The sequence below is a fragment of the Pseudoduganella sp. R-43 genome, from assembly GCF_049913255.1.
Lineage (GTDB): Bacteria > Pseudomonadota > Gammaproteobacteria > Burkholderiales > Burkholderiaceae_D > Rugamonas.
This window is the reverse complement of the sequence record NZ_CP183988.1, coordinates 2,850,831-2,866,610: the sequence shown is the minus strand read 5'-3', so window position 1 is coordinate 2,866,610 and position 15,780 is coordinate 2,850,831. Positions and strand designations below refer to the sequence as shown.

The 15,780-nt window shown below is 63.9% G+C and carries 14 protein-coding genes; 5 read left to right on the top strand and 9 right to left on the bottom strand.

Going from position 1 to position 15,780, the window contains the following annotated elements; all coding sequences use genetic code 11:
• The first annotated feature begins 1 nt into the window (after position 1).
• Together ppk1 and sixA are read left to right on the top strand one after the other, a co-directional pair.
• Positions 2-2,068, top strand: a complete 2,067-nt coding sequence (gene ppk1 / locus ACN9M3_RS13170; protein ID WP_426322968.1) for a polyphosphate kinase 1 — start codon at positions 2-4, stop codon at positions 2,066-2,068.
• A 21-nt stretch (positions 2,069-2,089) separates the two neighbouring features.
• The gene (sixA, locus tag ACN9M3_RS13165) at positions 2,090-2,557 is read left to right on the top strand and encodes a phosphohistidine phosphatase SixA (RefSeq protein WP_426171320.1); all 468 of its coding nucleotides are present in this window, start codon (positions 2,090-2,092) and stop codon (positions 2,555-2,557) included.
• 290 nt (positions 2,558-2,847) lie between these two features.
• On the opposite strand, the gene fliD is transcribed toward sixA, so the two are convergent.
• From fliD to alr, 4 genes are all read right to left on the bottom strand, one after another.
• Positions 2,848-4,140 (bottom strand): flagellar filament capping protein FliD, encoded by a 1,293-nt coding sequence (fliD, locus tag ACN9M3_RS13160; RefSeq protein ID WP_426322966.1) that lies wholly within the window; start codon positions 4,138-4,140, stop codon positions 2,848-2,850.
• 27 nt (positions 4,141-4,167) lie between these two features.
• Positions 4,168-4,488 carry a PilZ domain-containing protein gene (locus ACN9M3_RS13155; RefSeq protein WP_426171317.1) on the bottom strand — a complete coding sequence of 107 codons (321 nt, stop codon included), beginning with the start codon at positions 4,486-4,488 and terminating at the stop codon, positions 4,168-4,170.
• Positions 4,489-4,554: 66 nt separating this feature from the next.
• Positions 4,555-5,931, bottom strand: a complete 1,377-nt coding sequence (radA, locus tag ACN9M3_RS13150; protein ID WP_130313671.1) for a DNA repair protein RadA — start codon at positions 5,929-5,931, stop codon at positions 4,555-4,557.
• A 4-nt stretch (positions 5,932-5,935) separates the two neighbouring features.
• Positions 5,936-7,024, bottom strand: a complete 1,089-nt coding sequence (gene alr, locus ACN9M3_RS13145) for an alanine racemase (RefSeq protein WP_426171316.1) — start codon at positions 7,022-7,024, stop codon at positions 5,936-5,938.
• A 126-nt stretch (positions 7,025-7,150) separates the two neighbouring features.
• Here alr and lplT (ACN9M3_RS13140) point away from each other — a divergent pair, with 126 nt between their 5' ends.
• Entirely contained in the window at positions 7,151-8,413 is a 1,263-nt protein-coding gene (gene lplT, locus ACN9M3_RS13140; protein ID WP_426322963.1) for a lysophospholipid transporter LplT, read from the top strand.
• Positions 8,414-8,417: 4 nt separating this feature from the next.
• Positions 8,418-9,677, top strand: coding sequence for a lysophospholipid transporter LplT (gene lplT, locus ACN9M3_RS13135; protein WP_426171313.1), 1,260 nt, complete (start codon positions 8,418-8,420; stop codon positions 9,675-9,677).
• On the opposite strand, the gene ACN9M3_RS13130 is transcribed toward lplT (ACN9M3_RS13135), so the two are convergent.
• The 4 genes from ACN9M3_RS13130 to tsaB are packed head-to-tail and all read right to left on the bottom strand — an operon-like array spanning position 9,674 to position 13,056.
• Complete coding sequence (locus tag ACN9M3_RS13130; RefSeq protein WP_426322961.1) at positions 9,674-10,651, bottom strand: DUF1853 family protein; 978 nt, start codon at positions 10,649-10,651, stop codon at positions 9,674-9,676. The genes lplT (ACN9M3_RS13135) and ACN9M3_RS13130 overlap by 4 nt on opposite strands.
• Positions 10,635-11,891 (bottom strand): uracil-DNA glycosylase, encoded by a 1,257-nt coding sequence (locus ACN9M3_RS13125; RefSeq protein ID WP_426322959.1) that lies wholly within the window; start codon positions 11,889-11,891, stop codon positions 10,635-10,637. The genes ACN9M3_RS13130 and ACN9M3_RS13125 overlap by 17 nt, the downstream gene beginning before the upstream one ends.
• Complete coding sequence (gene rimI / locus ACN9M3_RS13120) at positions 11,888-12,358, bottom strand: ribosomal protein S18-alanine N-acetyltransferase (protein WP_426323748.1); 471 nt, start codon at positions 12,356-12,358, stop codon at positions 11,888-11,890. Before rimI ends, ACN9M3_RS13125 begins: the two co-directional genes overlap by 4 nt.
• Complete coding sequence (gene tsaB / locus ACN9M3_RS13115) at positions 12,358-13,056, bottom strand: tRNA (adenosine(37)-N6)-threonylcarbamoyltransferase complex dimerization subunit type 1 TsaB (protein ID WP_426322957.1); 699 nt, start codon at positions 13,054-13,056, stop codon at positions 12,358-12,360. The genes rimI and tsaB overlap by 1 nt, the downstream gene beginning before the upstream one ends.
• A 40-nt stretch (positions 13,057-13,096) precedes the next feature.
• Between tsaB and ACN9M3_RS13110 the strand changes: the two genes are divergently transcribed.
• A complete protein-coding gene (locus tag ACN9M3_RS13110) occupies positions 13,097-13,519 on the top strand; it encodes a thioredoxin family protein (protein ID WP_426322955.1) in 423 nt (140 codons plus the stop codon).
• On the opposite strand, the gene ACN9M3_RS13105 is transcribed toward ACN9M3_RS13110, so the two are convergent.
• Positions 13,505-15,772, bottom strand: coding sequence for a molybdopterin cofactor-binding domain-containing protein (locus ACN9M3_RS13105; RefSeq protein WP_426171304.1), 2,268 nt, complete (start codon positions 15,770-15,772; stop codon positions 13,505-13,507). The genes ACN9M3_RS13110 and ACN9M3_RS13105 overlap by 15 nt on opposite strands.
• Between the last annotated feature and the right edge of the window lie 8 nt (positions 15,773-15,780).

The window sequence follows — 15,780 nt, the reverse complement described above, 5'->3', positions numbered from 1 at the left end:
TATGAAAACAGCATTCCTTGATCGGGAGCTGTCACAGCTGGCGTTCAACCGCCGCGTGATGGCCCAGGCAGAAGACGCCACCATCCCTGTGCTCGAACGATTGCGCTACCTGTGCATTGTCAGCAGCAACCTGGACGAGTTCTTTGAAGTAAGGGTCGCCAGCCTGCTGGCCGCCGCCAGCGTCGATGGCGACCTGGGCGATCACCCTGCCCTCGCGGCCACGCTGGAACGGGTCAGCCACGAGTGTCATGAACTGGTCAAGCGCCAGTACGAAATATTTAATACGGCAGTGTTGCCAGAAATGAAAGCCCAGGGCATCCACATCGTGCGCCACAGCCAGCGCAACGAAGCCCAACGGGCCTGGGTCAAGGATTATTTTGACCGCGAAGTACGCCCCCTGCTGACCCCGATCGGCCTCGACCCGGCCCACCCTTTCCCGCAAGTAGTAAACAAGAGCCTCAATTTCATCGTCGCGCTGAGCGGCAAGGATGCCTTCGGGCGCGGCACCGCCATTGCTATTGTCAAGGCGCCGCGCGTGCTGCCGCGCGTGATCCGCCTGCCCGACCATCTATCTAAAGAGGGCGGCGTGTCATTCTGCCTGCTGTCCTCCGTCATCCACGCCCATATTTCCGAAATGTTCGCCGGGCGCGATGTGATGGCGTATTCCCAGTTCCGGGTCACGCGCGACTCCGACTTGTGGGTGGATGAAGATGAAGTGAAAAACCTGCGCCAGGCGCTGAAAGGCGAGCTGCAAGGTCGCGCCTATGGCCGCTCGGTGCGGATCGAGGTGGCCAAGAACTGTCCGCCCGAACTGTCGCAATTCCTGCTCGACCAGTTCAGCCTGGACCAGAGCCGCCTGTACCGCGTCGACGGCCCGGTGAATATGGTGCGCCTGAACGAAATCGTGGAACAGGCGCGCCGCCCCGAGCTGCGCTTCCCGCCTTTCATCGCGGGCGTGCAAGCAAAGACCGTCAACAATGACATCTTCGCCACCATCCGCAAGCATGACATCCTGCTGCACCACCCATACCAGAGCTTCCAGACCGTGATCGACTTCATCCGCAGCGCGGCCTTCGATCCGGCGGTGGTGGCGATCAAGCAGACCGTCTACCGCACAGGCATGAACTCCGACCTGATGGAAGCGCTGATTGCAGCCGCCCGCAGCGGCAAGGAAGTCACGGTAGTGGTGGAACTGATGGCGCGTTTCGACGAAGAAGCCAATATCAACTGGGCCGACAAGCTGGAACAGGCCGGCGCCCAGGTGGTGTACGGCGTGGTGGGCCTGAAGACCCACGCCAAGATCGCCCTGGTGATCCGCCGCGATGAAGGCGGCCTCGGCTACTACGCCCACCTCGGCACCGGCAACTACCACCCCACCACGACCAAGTTCTATACCGACTTCGGCATCCTGACCTGCGGGCCGCAACTGGGCCGCGACGTCAACGAAGTCTTCATGCACCTGACCAGCCTGACCAAGCCGCAGCGCATGAACCACATCTGGCTGGCGCCGTTCTCGCTGCAAGACCAGATCATCAAAGCGATACGGAACGAAGCCAAAATCGCGAAATCCGGGCGTCCGGGCCGGATTATCGCTAAAATCAATGCATTAACCGATGAACCGGTCATCCGGGCGCTGTATGCCGCCTCGAAGGACGGGGTCAAGATCGACCTGATCGTGCGCGGCGCCTGCACCCTGATGCCGGGCGTGCCGGGATTGTCCGAAAACATCCGGGTGCGCTCCATCATCGGCCGCTTCCTTGAACATAGCCGCATCTATTACTTCCGCAACGACCTGGCCCATGACGTCATGCTGGCCAGCGCGGACTGGATGAACCGCAACCTGCTGCGCCGCATTGAAGTGGCGTTCCCGGTGCTGGACCGGGGCCTGAAACGGCGTGTCATTGCGGAAGGTTTGACGCCTTACCTGAAGGACAACTCCAACGCATGGGAGCTGGATTCGCACGGCCAGTATCACCGCCGCAAAGCACGCGGCAAGCAGAAGGCCTTCAGCGCCCAGCAGCATTTGATGGAGTTACTAGGTACGCCGGCCGATGCGCCGGCGGATTGAAGCCTGGTCACGGGAGGAAGCATGGACTTGATCTTGTGGCGCCACGCAGAAGCCGAACCATCCCAGCCCGGCCTGGAAGACCTGGAACGCACGCTCACGCCCAAAGGACATAAGCAGGCGCGGCGCATGGGCCAGTGGCTGGATTCCGTATTGCCGGAAAATTGCCGCATCCTGGTCAGCCCGGCCACGCGCACGGTGCAGACTGTGGCGGGATTGGGACGCAAGTACAAGGTCCACCCCGACCTGGCGCCGGGGGCGGACGCCGGCGATATCCTGAAGGCGGCCAACTGGCCGTCGTCGAAGGAATCGGTGCTCATTGTTGGCCACCAGCCTACGCTTGGCCAGGCTGCAGCCCTGTTGATGACAGGCGACGATAGCGATTGGGAGATGAAAAAAGGCGCTGCGTGGTGGTTTGTGCAGCGTGAAGCGGGCGATCCATCGAGCTTTTACCTCAAGGCAGTGATGCAGCCTGACCTCGTGACGAAATAGATCTTTCTGCTGGGCTTGTAATTGCTTAAATGGATGCTAGAGTTTAATTGTATCAACTCTAGGGAGCAGCCTCCGGAAACGTCGGCTGGTTTGTTATGTGGGTATTGTTCACCATGGGCATCTTCGGCGCCATGATCGCGTTAATCGCGTTCGAAATTGTCGCTGAATATCGCGGCGGACATCATAGGTTGGTCGACCGCTACCACGAGTAGCTTTGCGCTTCTGCAGAAGCGAGGCTCCGCAACAGATCCTCCGGGATTCTGGTGTCGGGGCCTTCAGTCTTTATGGGGTCAGGCAAACAGGTCGAAGAGCGACGAGGCGCCGCCCAGTTGCTCGTCCTGCGTATAGAGGCGCACCAGTGCCTGTGCTTGCACCGTGAGCATTTGGGCCATGGAGGATTTGCGGCTTTGCAGGGTATCGACTTCGCGGTCGGCCTGCGCCAGGGCTCGCGATACCACGCTGCGTTCGCCACCGAGGCTTTCAAGGCGCGAACCAAGGGCATCGGCCAAGCCCCTGCCCTCGTTGGTGAAGACCTTGGTCACCGCATCTGGGTTGGCGTTCATCGCGGCATTCAGGATTCCATTATCCAGCTTGAGGCGGCCATTCGTGTCGACCGACAGGCCGACATTGGCCAGCGCCTCGCTGCTGCCGCCCGCTGAACGCAGCAACTGATCGAGCTGGGTGCGTACCTGGCCCAGCGCCGGATTGCCGCGCAGCGCGCCTCTGCCCAGGTTGTCCAGCCGGTCCTGCAGCGCGTTGAAGCCCTTGACGAAAGCTTCCACGTTCTTGGCAACCTGGCTGTTGTCGCGCGCGATGGTGACCGTGGTGTCGCCTTCGTCGGTCAGCTTGAACGTGACGCCCTCGATGGCCGACTCCACAGTGTTGTCGGCGCTCTTGATGGTCTTGCCGTCAACGGTCAGGACGGCGTCCTGCGCCGCCTGGGTCTGGGTCGCCTGGCTGAACAGGCTGCGGATCGTGGTGTCGCCTGCTACTGAAATGCTGAGCTTGCTCGCTTCACCGCTGGCACTGCGCAATTGCAGCGCCGTGCCGGTGCTGGAGCGCACCAGGCTGGCATCGACGCCCGCCTCCTTGAGCGCATCGGCGATGCCCTGCAAGGTGTTGTTGCGGCTATCAATCGTGATGGTCTTGCTGCTGTCGCCGGTGCCGATCCGGATCACGGCCGGCGAGCCGGTACCGAGCCGCGTATCAGCGGTCTGCGCTTCGGGGCTGATGAGGATTTGCTGCTGGGCCAGTTGGCTGACCTTGACATCATGCGAACCGGCCGCCGCCGAGGCGCTAGTCGTCACGCCCAGCACGCCGCTCGCCGAACTGCTGCCGCGCGTGCTAAGGCCGGTACCGGCGAGGCTTTCTGCAATATCCTGGAACACCGACAGAGCCGATTGCAGCTGTCCCAGGCCGGAAAAACGCGCCTGGGTCAGGCTGATGCTTGCGTTGAGCTTGGCCGCGGCACTGCGCTGCGGCGCCAGCGTCTGTTCGACCCGGGCTAGCACTGCCTCCGACGGCGTACCAATGACGCTGGCATTCCCCAAGCCCAGCGAGGTCCCGTACATTGTGCTTAGCAAGCTGCTCACATAGTCCATAACCTAATATTAGCGCATGAACTTGGTTATTGCTCCGGCTGCTTCGTTGTCGAGTGGCGCAAAAGTGAAACCGATCTTGAATTCGTCGCCGCTGAAAATGCAATTGTTGACCTTGCCACGCGTATTGACGATTTGCGGCTTGCCATCGACCAGCATTTCGAACACGATCTGGCCGCTGGCCCCGACTTGCACCTTATGTTCGGAAGTCAGGGAAATGCCCGCCAGGCCGAGGTCGAAGGTACGTGCCGCCATCGGCGCGCCGCCGTCCATCACGATCATTGCCCGTACGCGCAGGATTTTACGGGCGCCTTGCCTTGAATCTACTAACAATTTCTTGTCCGGTTTCTGGTTGGAATCGAGCCTGTTATTGTAGCCAATATTTCGTAAAAATCTACATTACTGCAGCTCGCGCAAGCGATTGAATGCGTCGTCGATGCGCTCGACCGCAATGATGGTCATGCCTTCGATCGGCTGCTTGGGCGCATTCGCCTTGGGAATCATGGCGATCGAGAAGCCGAGCTTGGCCGCCTCGCGCAAGCGCTCCTGCCCGCGCGGCGCCGGCCGGATCTCGCCGGCCAGGCCCACCTCGCCGAATACCACGAAGCCATTCGGCAGCGCCTTGTTGCGCATCGAAGAATTGATCGCCATCAGGACCGCCAGGTCGGCGGCCGGTTCGGTGATCTTTACCCCGCCCACGGCGTTGATGAATACGTCCTGGTCGAAGGCCGCAATGCCGGCGTGCCGGTGCAGCACGGCCAGCAGCATGGCCAGGCGGTTCTGCTCCAGGCCGACCGACAGCCGGCGTGCGTTGGGCAGGTGGCTGGTATCGACCAGGGCCTGCACTTCCACCAGCAGCGGGCGCGTGCCCTCTTGCGTCACCATGACGCAGGAACCGGGCACCTGGTTTTCATGCGAGGACAGGAACAGCGCAGAAGGATTCGATACGCCCTTCAGGCCCTTTTCCGTCATCGCAAACACGCCCAGTTCATTGACCGCTCCAAAGCGGTTCTTGATGGCGCGCACCAGGCGGAAGCTGGAGTGGTTGTCGCCCTCGAAATACAGCACGCAGTCCACAATGTGTTCCAGCACGCGCGGACCGGCCAGCGAGCCCTCCTTGGTGACGTGGCCGACCAGGATGATGGTGGTGCCGCTCATCTTGGCCACGCGGGTCAGCTGGGCCGCACATTCGCGCACCTGGGCCACCGAGCCGGGCGCCGAGGCCAGCGCATCCGAATACAGGGTCTGGATCGAGTCGATCACCGCCACCTGCGGCTTCAGGTCGGCCAGCGTGCCGAGGATTTTCTCCAGCTGGATTTCGGCTTGCAGCTTGAGGTCCTTGGCATCGACCGCCAGGCGCTTGGCGCGCAGCGCGATCTGGGCGCCGGATTCCTCGCCGCTGACATACAGCACGCTCTTAACCTTGGACATATTGGCCAGCGCCTGCAGCAGCAGTGTCGATTTGCCGATGCCGGGGTCGCCACCGATCAGCACCACGCCGCCCGCCACCAGGCCGCCGCCCAGCACGCGGTCGAATTCTTCAATGCCGGTGCCAAAGCGCGGCACGTCCAGCGCTTCGATATCCTGCAGCGACAGCACGGGCGCGGTCTGCGCCAGCGACTGGTGCTGGGCCTGCGAGAAGCGGTTGGCGCCGGCGGCTTCGATCACCGTCTCCACCATGGTGTTCCACTGCTGGCAGGACGAGCACTGGCCGGTCCACTTGCTGCTGATGCCACCGCATTCGCTGCAGGTGTAGTTGGTCTTTGCCTTGGCCATCTGCTTACGCCTCGATCACACGCACGCGTTGCGCCAGGGCGCACATCAACTCATAGCCGATGGTGCCGGCAGCCGTCGCCACGTCATCGATCGGCATGCCTTCGCCCCACAGCACCACCTTGCTGCCGACGCGCGCATCTGGAATATTGCCCAGGTCGACCGTCAGCATGTCCATCGAGACGCGGCCTACGAGACGGGTGCGCACGCCGTCCACCAGGACCGGCGTATCGACCGGCGCGTGGCGCGGGTAGCCATCGGCATAGCCGCAGGCCACCACGCCGATGCGCATGGCGCGCTCGGCCTTGAAGCGGCTGCCGTAGCCGACATAGTCGCCGGGGCCGATTTCCTGCACGCCGATCAATTCGCTGGAGAGGGTCATGGTCGGCTGCAGGCCGAATTCTTCCGCCGTCTGGCCGCCGGGGGTGCCGCCGTACAGCATGATGCCCGGACGGATCCAGTCGGTCGCCAGGCTGGCGCCCAGCTCCGGCATATGCAGGATGCCGGCCGAATTGCACAAACTGCGCGGGCCCGGCAAGCCGGCAGTGCCCTCATTGAAGCGGCGCACCTGTTCCGCCAGCGGCATGCACGGGTGGTGCAGTTCGTCGGCGTTGGCGAAGTGGGTCATCAGGGTAATGGTGCCAACGTGCGGGATGGCGCGCAGGCGGGCGTGGGCGGCGGCATATTCGCCTGGCTTGAAGCCGAGGCGGTTCATGCCGGTGTTCATTTTCAGGTGCACATTGAGCGGGCGCCCCAGCGGTGTGCGCTCGAGCATTTCAAGCTGTTCGATGCAGTGAACGGCGCCTTCGATACTATGTTCCGCCATTGCCAGCAAGTCCGCGGTGTCGAACCATCCCTCTAAAAGAAGAACAGGCTTGCTCCAGCCCATCTCGCGCAGTCGCACCGCGTTGTCCGGTTCGATCAGCGCCAGGCCGTCTGCGGCGGCGAAACCGCGCATGCCACGCTCAAGCCCATGCCCGTAGGCGTTGGCCTTGACCACTCCCCAGGCCTTGGCGCCCGGCGCACAGGCCTTGGCGCGCTCCAGGTTATGTTGCATTGCAGCGAGATGGATGTGCGCGACGATGGGCCTTGGCATGTCTAAAACCGGCAGAATAAGAAAGCAGCATTCTACCTTTTGTACCTGCCGGATGCTGGCCGAATTCTTGGGAAACCTTACTTTCCATGGTATAAAGCATGCCGAGATTATTATCTGGCGTCCTGAATGAATCGTGGTTTCTATACCATCATGGCCGCGCAGTTCTTTTCGTCGCTGGCAGACAATGCGCTGCTCATCGTGGCAATCGACCTGCTGGTGACCATGCAAGCTCCGGCGTGGGTCACCCCATTGCTGAAGCTGACTTTTGTGCTGTTTTACGTGCTGTTGGCAGCATTTGTAGGCGCTTTCGCTGATGCCTTGCCGAAGGGCCGGGTCATGTTCATTTCCAACCTGATCAAGATCTTCGGCTGCGCACTGATTTTCTATCATGTGCACCCGCTGGCCGCCTATGCGGTGGTCGGTTTTGGCGCGGCTGTGTACTCGCCGGCCAAATACGGCATCCTGACCGAACTGCTGCCGCCGGAAAAGCTGGTGGTAGCCAATGGCTGGATCGAGGGCCTGACCGTGAGCTCCATCATCTTCGGCATTGCCATGGGCGGCGCCCTGATCGGCGGGCCCGTTGCTGCGGCGCTGCTCCACTTCGATTTGCCGGGCATCGAAACGGGCCTGGACACGACGGCCGAAATCGCGCTGGCAGTGGTCGGCGTCACTTACCTGCTGGCGGCGCTGTTCAACCTGCGCATTCCGGATACGGGCTATGTCTACGAGCACCAGGAGCGCCACCCGCTGCGCCTGATCACCGAGTTCGCCGGCTGCTGCAGCATCCTGTGGCGCGACAAGCTGGGCCAGATTTCGCTGGCCGTGACCACCCTGTTCTGGGGCGCCGGCGCGACCCTCCAATTCATCGTGCTGGAATGGGCCAAGCAATCGCTGGGCATGCCTTTGAACAAGGCGACCAGCACCATCGCCATCGTTGCCGTGGGCGTGGCAGTGGGCGCCGGCATGTCGGCGCGCTTCATCACGCTGCGCAAATCGCTGACGGTGATCCCGCTGGGAATTGCCATGGGCATCATCGTGATGGGCATGATCTTCGTGCATGACGTGCGCCTGGCCTATCCCCTGCTGCTGGTCGTCGGACTGCTGTCGGGCTTCTTCGTGGTGCCGATGAATGCGCTGCTGCAGCATCGCGGCCATGTGCTGATGAGCGCAGGCCACTCCATCGCGGTCCAGAACTTCAACGAGAACCTGTCGATCCTGACCATGCTTGCGGTGTACTCGCTGATGGTGAAGCTGCACCTGAGCCTGAATACCATCATCGTGCTGTTTGGCCTGTTCGTCGCCGGCTCCATGCTTGGCATCATGCGGCTGCATGCGGCTAACCAGCGTGAGCACGACTCGCTCAGCCTGATCGGAGAGCATAAGCACTAAGGCGATGAAACGAGGTTTCTATACCATCATGGCGGCGCAGTTCTTCTCGTCGCTGGCCGATTCGGCGTTGCTGATCATCGCAATCTATATGTTGGGAGCCATGAAAGCGCCGGCGTGGATGACGCCGATGCTGAAGGAGACCTTCGTCCTGTTCTACGTGCTGCTGGCTGCTTTTGTCGGTGCCTTTGCCGATGCCCTGCCCAAGGGCCGCGTCATGCTGATCGGGAACATGATAAAGATTTTCGGCTGCGCCCTGTTCTTCTACAACGTGCACCCATTGGCCGCCTATGCTGTCGCAGGCCTGGGCGCTGCGATCTATTCGCCGGCCAAGTACGGCATCCTCACGGAACTGCTGCCGCCCGAAAAGCTGGTCGCAGCCAACGGCTGGATCGAAGGCTTGACCGTCAGCTCGATCATCCTTGGCACCGCGCTGGGCGGCGCCCTGATCGGCGGCCCGGTCTCGGCGGGCCTGCTGGCCTTCGACGTGCCTGGCATCGACACCGGCTTCGACACGGTCGGCGAGATAGCGCTGGCCTGGGTGGGCGTGGTCTACCTGCTGGCGACCGTTTTCAACTTGCGCATACCGGACACCGGTTATGTCTATGAGCGGCAAGAGCGCAACCCGTTCCGCCTGGTGCGCGATTTCGCGGACTGCTGCGGCATCCTGTGGCGCGACAAGCTGGGCCAGATTTCCCTGGCGGTTACCACCCTGTTCTGGGGCGCCGGCGCGACCTTGCAGTTCATCGTTCTGGAATGGGCCAAGCAGTCGCTGGGCATGCCGCTGAACAAGGCCACCACCACCGTTGCCATCGTGGTGGTCGGCGTGGCGCTGGGCGCCGTGCTGTCTGCGCGCTTCATTACCTTGCGCAAGGCGCTTTCGGTGATTCCGCTCGGGATCGCGATGGGTGTGATCGTGATGTCGATGATTTTCGTGCACGACTTGCGCATCGCCTATGTATTGCTGCTGGTGGTCGGCGCTTTGTCGGGCTTCTTCGTGGTGCCGATGAATGCCTTGCTGCAGCACCGGGGCCACGTGCTGATGAGCGCCGGCCACTCGATCGCGGTGCAGAACTTCAATGAGAACCTGTCCATCCTTACCATGCTGGCCGTGTATGCCACGATGGTGAAGCTTGGCCTGGGCCTGAACACCATCATCGTACTGTTTGGCTTGTTCCTGGCGGGATCGATGCTGGCCATCATGGCGCTGCATGCCGCCAACCAGCGCAAGAAAGATTCGCTCGGCCTGATCGGCGAGCACCACTAGGACGGCAGGCCTCCGTCGCTGCGGCGCGCCTGGGCACGGGCGCGCCAATCATCCGGCACCACAAAGCCGCGCTCCACTTCTTCCAGCCAACCGCCCTCTTCCCGCACCGTTGCCACCAGCACGGGGCCTGGATCGGCGACGAACTTTTCCGCCAGTACGTCCAGCAACGCAGCGCGCGTGAGCGGAGCCGGCGTGGGCGTGCTTTCGCTGCGCTGGACTGGCGTGCGCAGCGGCGCCAGCCATTGCAGGCGCGGCATGACGATGAATTGCTCGCCTTGCGCGGCGGCTTGTTCGCTGTGGGTGCGCCAATAGCCGCGGCAGTGTTCAGGCGAAATGCCTTCGATCTGCGGCGCAGCTTCGGTGGCATGGTAGAACAGCCAGCCCTTGACCAGGGCCTGGGCCCGGGTGACGGGCGCGGGTGCGACTTTTTGCGCGATCGGGTGCTGTGATAGCTGCAACTGGGCGTTGAAGATCTTGTGCATCTTCAGGCCCAGCGTGTCGGCCAGGTTGGGGCCGACCAGGCGATTGTAATTCCCGGAATCCGGGTCGCCGTCCAGCAGGTAGAACTTGGTGGCGAACTCGATGTGGCGCAAGCTTTCGCTGCCCTTCTCGCGCAGGAGGAAATCGAATTCGCCAATGGTGCCGTTCCTGCCGTCGCGGACTTGCAGGCCGTGGGCAGCCAGCGCGCCGTGCTGGGCGAAGTAGAAGGCCATCAGCTTCTCGGCATACAGGCCAAGGCGCGAGTAAAAACGGTTGCCAAGGGCGTCCTCGAGCGGCGCAGGATCGGCGTCAAGGTCGTCCAGCCAGTTTGCCACCGCGGCCGTCATGGGGCCGAGCGTGGCGATCTTGCCCTGCCAGTGCGGGCTGTTCGGGTCGAGCAGGTCGGGCGAGTCGAGCAGCCAGGCCAGCGCGCGGACGTGGGGCCGCGCGAGATGGCCCCATTTGCGGTGGAATGTCCTAGCGTCGGCCGGCATGCGCGGCTTTGGCCAGACACAGGTCCTGCCATGCCTTGGCCTTCTCTTCCGGCTTTTTCAGCAGGTCGGCCGGGTGGTAAGTAGCGACGACCGGCACGGCGCCGTGCAGCATGATGCGGCCGCGCGCGGCGCCGCCAAGCAGGCCTTTGCCGGTGCTGTGGCCGAAGGCGACAATGACTTTTGCCTGCGTCAGTTCCAGTTCGCGCTGGAGGTATGGGCGGCAGGCCTGCAACTCTTCGGCGCCTGGCGCGTGCGGGGCGTGGCATTTCACCAGGCTGGTGAGGTAGGCGCCCTTTTCCGCTACCTGGCCGACGGCCTTCAGCATGTTGTCGAGCAGGTAGCCGGGATCGCCGGCGAACTGGTAACCTTCCGCATCCTCAGCCTGGCCTGGCGCGGTGTCGAGGGCGATCCAGGTCGCCTGCTCGTCGCCGCGGCCCGGGACGGCTTGCTGGCGGGTCTGGCAGCGGCCGCAGCGGGTGCAGGAGGCGATTGCTGCTTGCAGTGCAGGCCAGTCCATCTGGGCGATTTGTTCATCCGTTGCACCGCCGGGCGCCGGGGCGCTGGCGACGGCCGTGGCAGCGCCGCGCGGCGTTTGCTCCTCGTCGAACCAGGATGGCGGCTCGTCCATCGGGATATCGTCGTAGGCTGGGACGCCGGCAGTGCGCGGCGGCGTTGGCGCGGGCCTTGCTGCCGGCGCAGGACGCTGTGGCGGCGTTTCGGCGGGCTGCTCCGGAGCCGCCACTTTCTTGCGCTGCGGCTTGTATTCCGGCGTTGGGGCGTCGTCAAACCAGGACATGTCCTCGCCTGTCGATGCAATGCTTGGCGTGCCGGGCACGCGAACCGGTGCGGCCGGAGCCGGAGCGGCCTGCGCATCAGGCGCAGGCGGGATCGGCGGCGCCTGGCGCGCGCCTGTTGCCGCCCCTGGCGCCGTGGAAGCTGCGCGCGCGGCAGCGGCGGCGGCCGGCGATTGGGCGTTGGCGGGCGGGCGCGGTGGCGCGGCGGGAGCGAGTCCTGCGGCCGGCGCAGGGTCAAGGGCGGCGGCTTCCTGCTGTGCGGCAGGCAATTGCTGGCCGGCAGCGGGAGCGAATTGCACCGCGGCCGGCGCAGGTTGTGCGTCGGCGAACGCGTCATCCACTTCACCGGCGCCGGCTGCATCAGCCGCAACCGGGCGATTGCGCAGGCGCCACTGCGGCCCCACGCCCATCTCCTCCAGGAACACGGCAGACCGGCGATCGCTCATAGGCCAAAACGCATCACGATAGCGTCCTCGCGGGTTGAATCGGCAGCGGGATAATAGCCTTTGCGGCGGCCGATTTCGGCAAATCCGTAGCGCTGGTAGATCTCCAGGGCGCGCACGTTGGAAGGCCGCACTTCCAGCAAGATCGACTCCATGCCAAGGCCGCGCGACAAGGCGACCGCCTGGTTCACCAGCAGCCGTCCCACGCCGCGGCCTTGCCAATTGCGCGACACGGCCACATTCAGCAGATGCGCCTCGTCGACAATTCCCATCACCAGGAAATATCCCATCAACTGGCGATCCTGCGCGCGCAGAATCCAGGCGTGATAGCCCTGCGACAGCGAATCGGAAAAATTGGCGCGGCTCCATGGGTAGGGGTAAACCTCCTGCTCCACCGCCACCACCTCATCGAGGTCGCTTTCCTGCATTGGCTCGTAGATTAGCCGGGCCAGGTCCCATAACTGATGCATCATGCCTGCGACGCCTTCATCTCTTCACGTTCCGCCTTGGTATAGGCAACCTTATTGCGCAAGTACAGCGGCTGCGCCTGTGCCGCAGGCACGGCGTGGCCGGCGGCGAAAGCAGCACGCCCGAGCTGCGCAACCTGCACCGCATGCGGCATCACTTCGCCGTCGGCGCCATCGGCAAAGGCCTGGCCGACAAACGCCTCGGCATAGGCGGCGAAGCCATTGCCGCAGGCGCGCGCCGGGCCGGCCGGAGCGACACCGGAAGGAGCCGACAATGCCGGAGGCAGGATCGCAACCGGCAGGCCGCCTTCAAAACGGTATAGGGCCCAATAGACCTCGTTCATGCGCGCATCGAGCACCGTGAGGACTTCGCCGGAGCCGTGGCGTTCGCGGCAAGCCAGCGCCATGGCGTCCAGCGTGACGACGGGCAGCAACGGCAAGCCGGCGCCAAAACCAAGCCCCTGGGCGATGCCGCAAGCGGTGCGCACTCCGGTAAACGAACCGGGGCCCGCGCCATAGGCTATGGCATCGCAATCGCGCAGGACAATGCCTGCCTCGGCGAGCAATTCCTGGACCATGGGCAGCACTGCCTGCGAGTGGGTGCGCACGCCGGACGATTCGCGGAAAGTCACGCGCTCCCCGCGCAACAGGGCGCAGGAAGCCATTTCAGAGGATGTTTCGATTGCAAGAATGGTAGCCATGGCCGGTATTTTACCCTGTGGGCATGTACAATAGCACCCCATGCACAGCACTACCCTACATGCCGACAACCGCGCCGAAGTAGCCGCCGCGCTGGCGCAGAACCACCTGGTCGTGGCCTGCCTGTGCGCCGCCTGGTGCGGCACCTGCGCATCCTACCGCGCGGTCTTCGAGGAACTGGCAAGCCGCCACCCGGACAAATACTTCCTGTGGGTCGATATCGAAGACCACGCCGACCTGGTCGGCGACCTTGATGTCGAAAACTTCCCTACCCTGCTGATCCAGCGCCACGAGCACGTGGCCTTCTTCGGCACCATGCTGCCCGATCCGAAGGTAGCACACCGCCTGATCGAAACCCAGGCCGAACTCTCCGACGAAGAACTGGAACGCCAGGCGGCGTCCACCCCGGAACGCCGCCAATGGCAGCAGGAATGCAACCTGCGCGCCCTGTTAGGCCAAACGTAAGGGAAGGCTGCGCAGGCGCTGCCCCGTCAGCGCGAACACCGCGTTTGCCACGGCCGGCGCGATCGGCGGGGTAGCAGGTTCGCCGACGCCTTCCGGCGGCTCGGCGCTCAGCACGATCACCGTTTCCACCAGCGGCACCTCGTTCATGCGCAGCACCGGATAGTCGGCGAAATTGCTTTGCACGACCTTGCCGTCCTTGATGGTGATTTCACCGCCCAGGGCCGCCGACAGTCCATAGACCACGCCCGATTCCACCTGCTGCGCAATGATGTTCGGATTGACGGCGATGCCGCAGTCGATCGCGCACACCACGCGATGCACGCGGATCTGCTTGTCTTGCACCGACACCTCGGCCACCTGCGCGACGATGGTACCGAAGGACTGGTGCAGCGCCACGCCATACGCGCGCCCTTCCGGCGCCTTGCCCGCCTTGGAGATGGCCGCGTTCAGCACCGCCAGGTGGCGCGGGTGGCCAAGCAGCATGGTGCGGCGGAATTCCACCGGGTCCTTGCCGGCCGCACTGGCCATTTCGTCGACAAAGCTCTCCTTGAAGAAGGCGTTTTGCGAATGGCCTACCGAACGCCAGTTGCCCAGCGGGACGGCGCTGTCCGCCACGACGTGGTTGATCTGCTGGTTCGGGATTTCGTACTGCATGTCGTACACGCCCTCGGCAGTCGAGCGATCCGGCCCTGCCGCGGGCATGCGCAGGTTGCGCCTGGTGAACTGGTGGGTCAGCGCGCCGCCGGCCGTCTTGGCTTCCCAGGCAATGATATTGCCGGCCGCATCGAGGCCCGCGGTCATGCGCGCCACCGCGGCCGGACGGTACACGTCGTGCGTGGTGTCGTCTTCGCGGCTCCAGATCACCTGCACCGGCAGGCCCTTGGCTTCACGCGCAATGGCAACCGCCTGCGCCACCATGTCCATTTCCAGGCGGCGGCCAAAGCCGCCTCCCAGCAGGTATTCGTGCAGGATCACATTGGCTTCACTGACGCCGCCGACGCGCGCGGCAGCGGCGCGGGCAAAAGTCGGCGCCTGCGTGCCGACCCATACCGTGACCTTGCCGTCCTTGACCTGCGCAGTGCAGTTGATCGGCTCCATGCAGGCATGCGCCAGGTAAGGCACGCGGTACACCGACTTGATGGTGCGCAGTGCGCTGGATGCCTGCGCCATGTCGCCGCGCTTGTGGTAGTTGTCGCCGTCCTCCGCCTCCAGGGCGTTGGTCAGCGATGCATAGATTTCCTCGCTGGAGAGCTTGGCGTTCGGGCCTTCGTCCCAGCGGATCGGCAGCGCGGCGGCTGCCTGCCTGGCCTGCCAGTAGCTGCGCGCAAGGACGGCAACGCCGGCCCCGGCGCCATAGTTCTCTTCGATGGCATTGGAAAAGTCGATCACCGACAGCACGCCCGACATCTTCACCACCTCGCCCGGCGTCACGCCTGCGACCTTGCCGCCCACCACGGGCGACATGCGCACCGCTGCATACACCATGCCCTCGGGGCGCACATCGATGCCATACAGCGCCGTACCCTCCGACTTGCTGCGCGAATCGCGGCGCGGCACGCTGGTGCCGATCAGGCGGAAGCTGTGCGGGTCTTTCAGGGTCACCTTGCCCGGCTGGCCAAGCGCAGCGCGCGCGGCGACCACGCCATAGCCGACCGATTTCTTGCTGATGTCGTGATACAGTACGCCGTTCTCGGCACGCACCTGCTCCGGCGGCACCTTCCATTGCTGGGACACTTCGGCAACCAGCATGGCACGCGCCGTGGCGCCGGCCTCGCGCATCGAAGTCCAGGCATCTTTCACGCTGGACGAGCCGCCGGTAATCACAATGCCCATCTCGCGCGCCACCTTGCCCAGCATCCAGCTCGCCAGCTCGCGCGAGCGGCCGGTATCGTCCGGATGGAACGGCAGGGTTTCACGCATCACCGCCAGGTTGGCGTAGATCTTGTCGGCCGGCGCCTGGATGACCTTGATCGCGTCCAGGCTCACATCCAGCTCCTCCGCCACCAGCATGGACAGCGCCGTGTGCACGCCCTGCCCCATTTCCGCACGCGGCATGGCCAGTTGTACGCTGCCGTCGGGGGCAATGGCGATCCAGCCATTCAGGGCGACAGCGCCGTTTTCAAGCGGCAGCGGCGCCTGCCCGCGCACGCGCTGGCGCGGCGGCATCACGCCCCAGCCCACCACCATCGCCCCGGCGACGGCAACGCCGCTCAGCAGGAAACGGCGACGGGAAAATTTCTTCGGTTTGAGCATGGCACTCT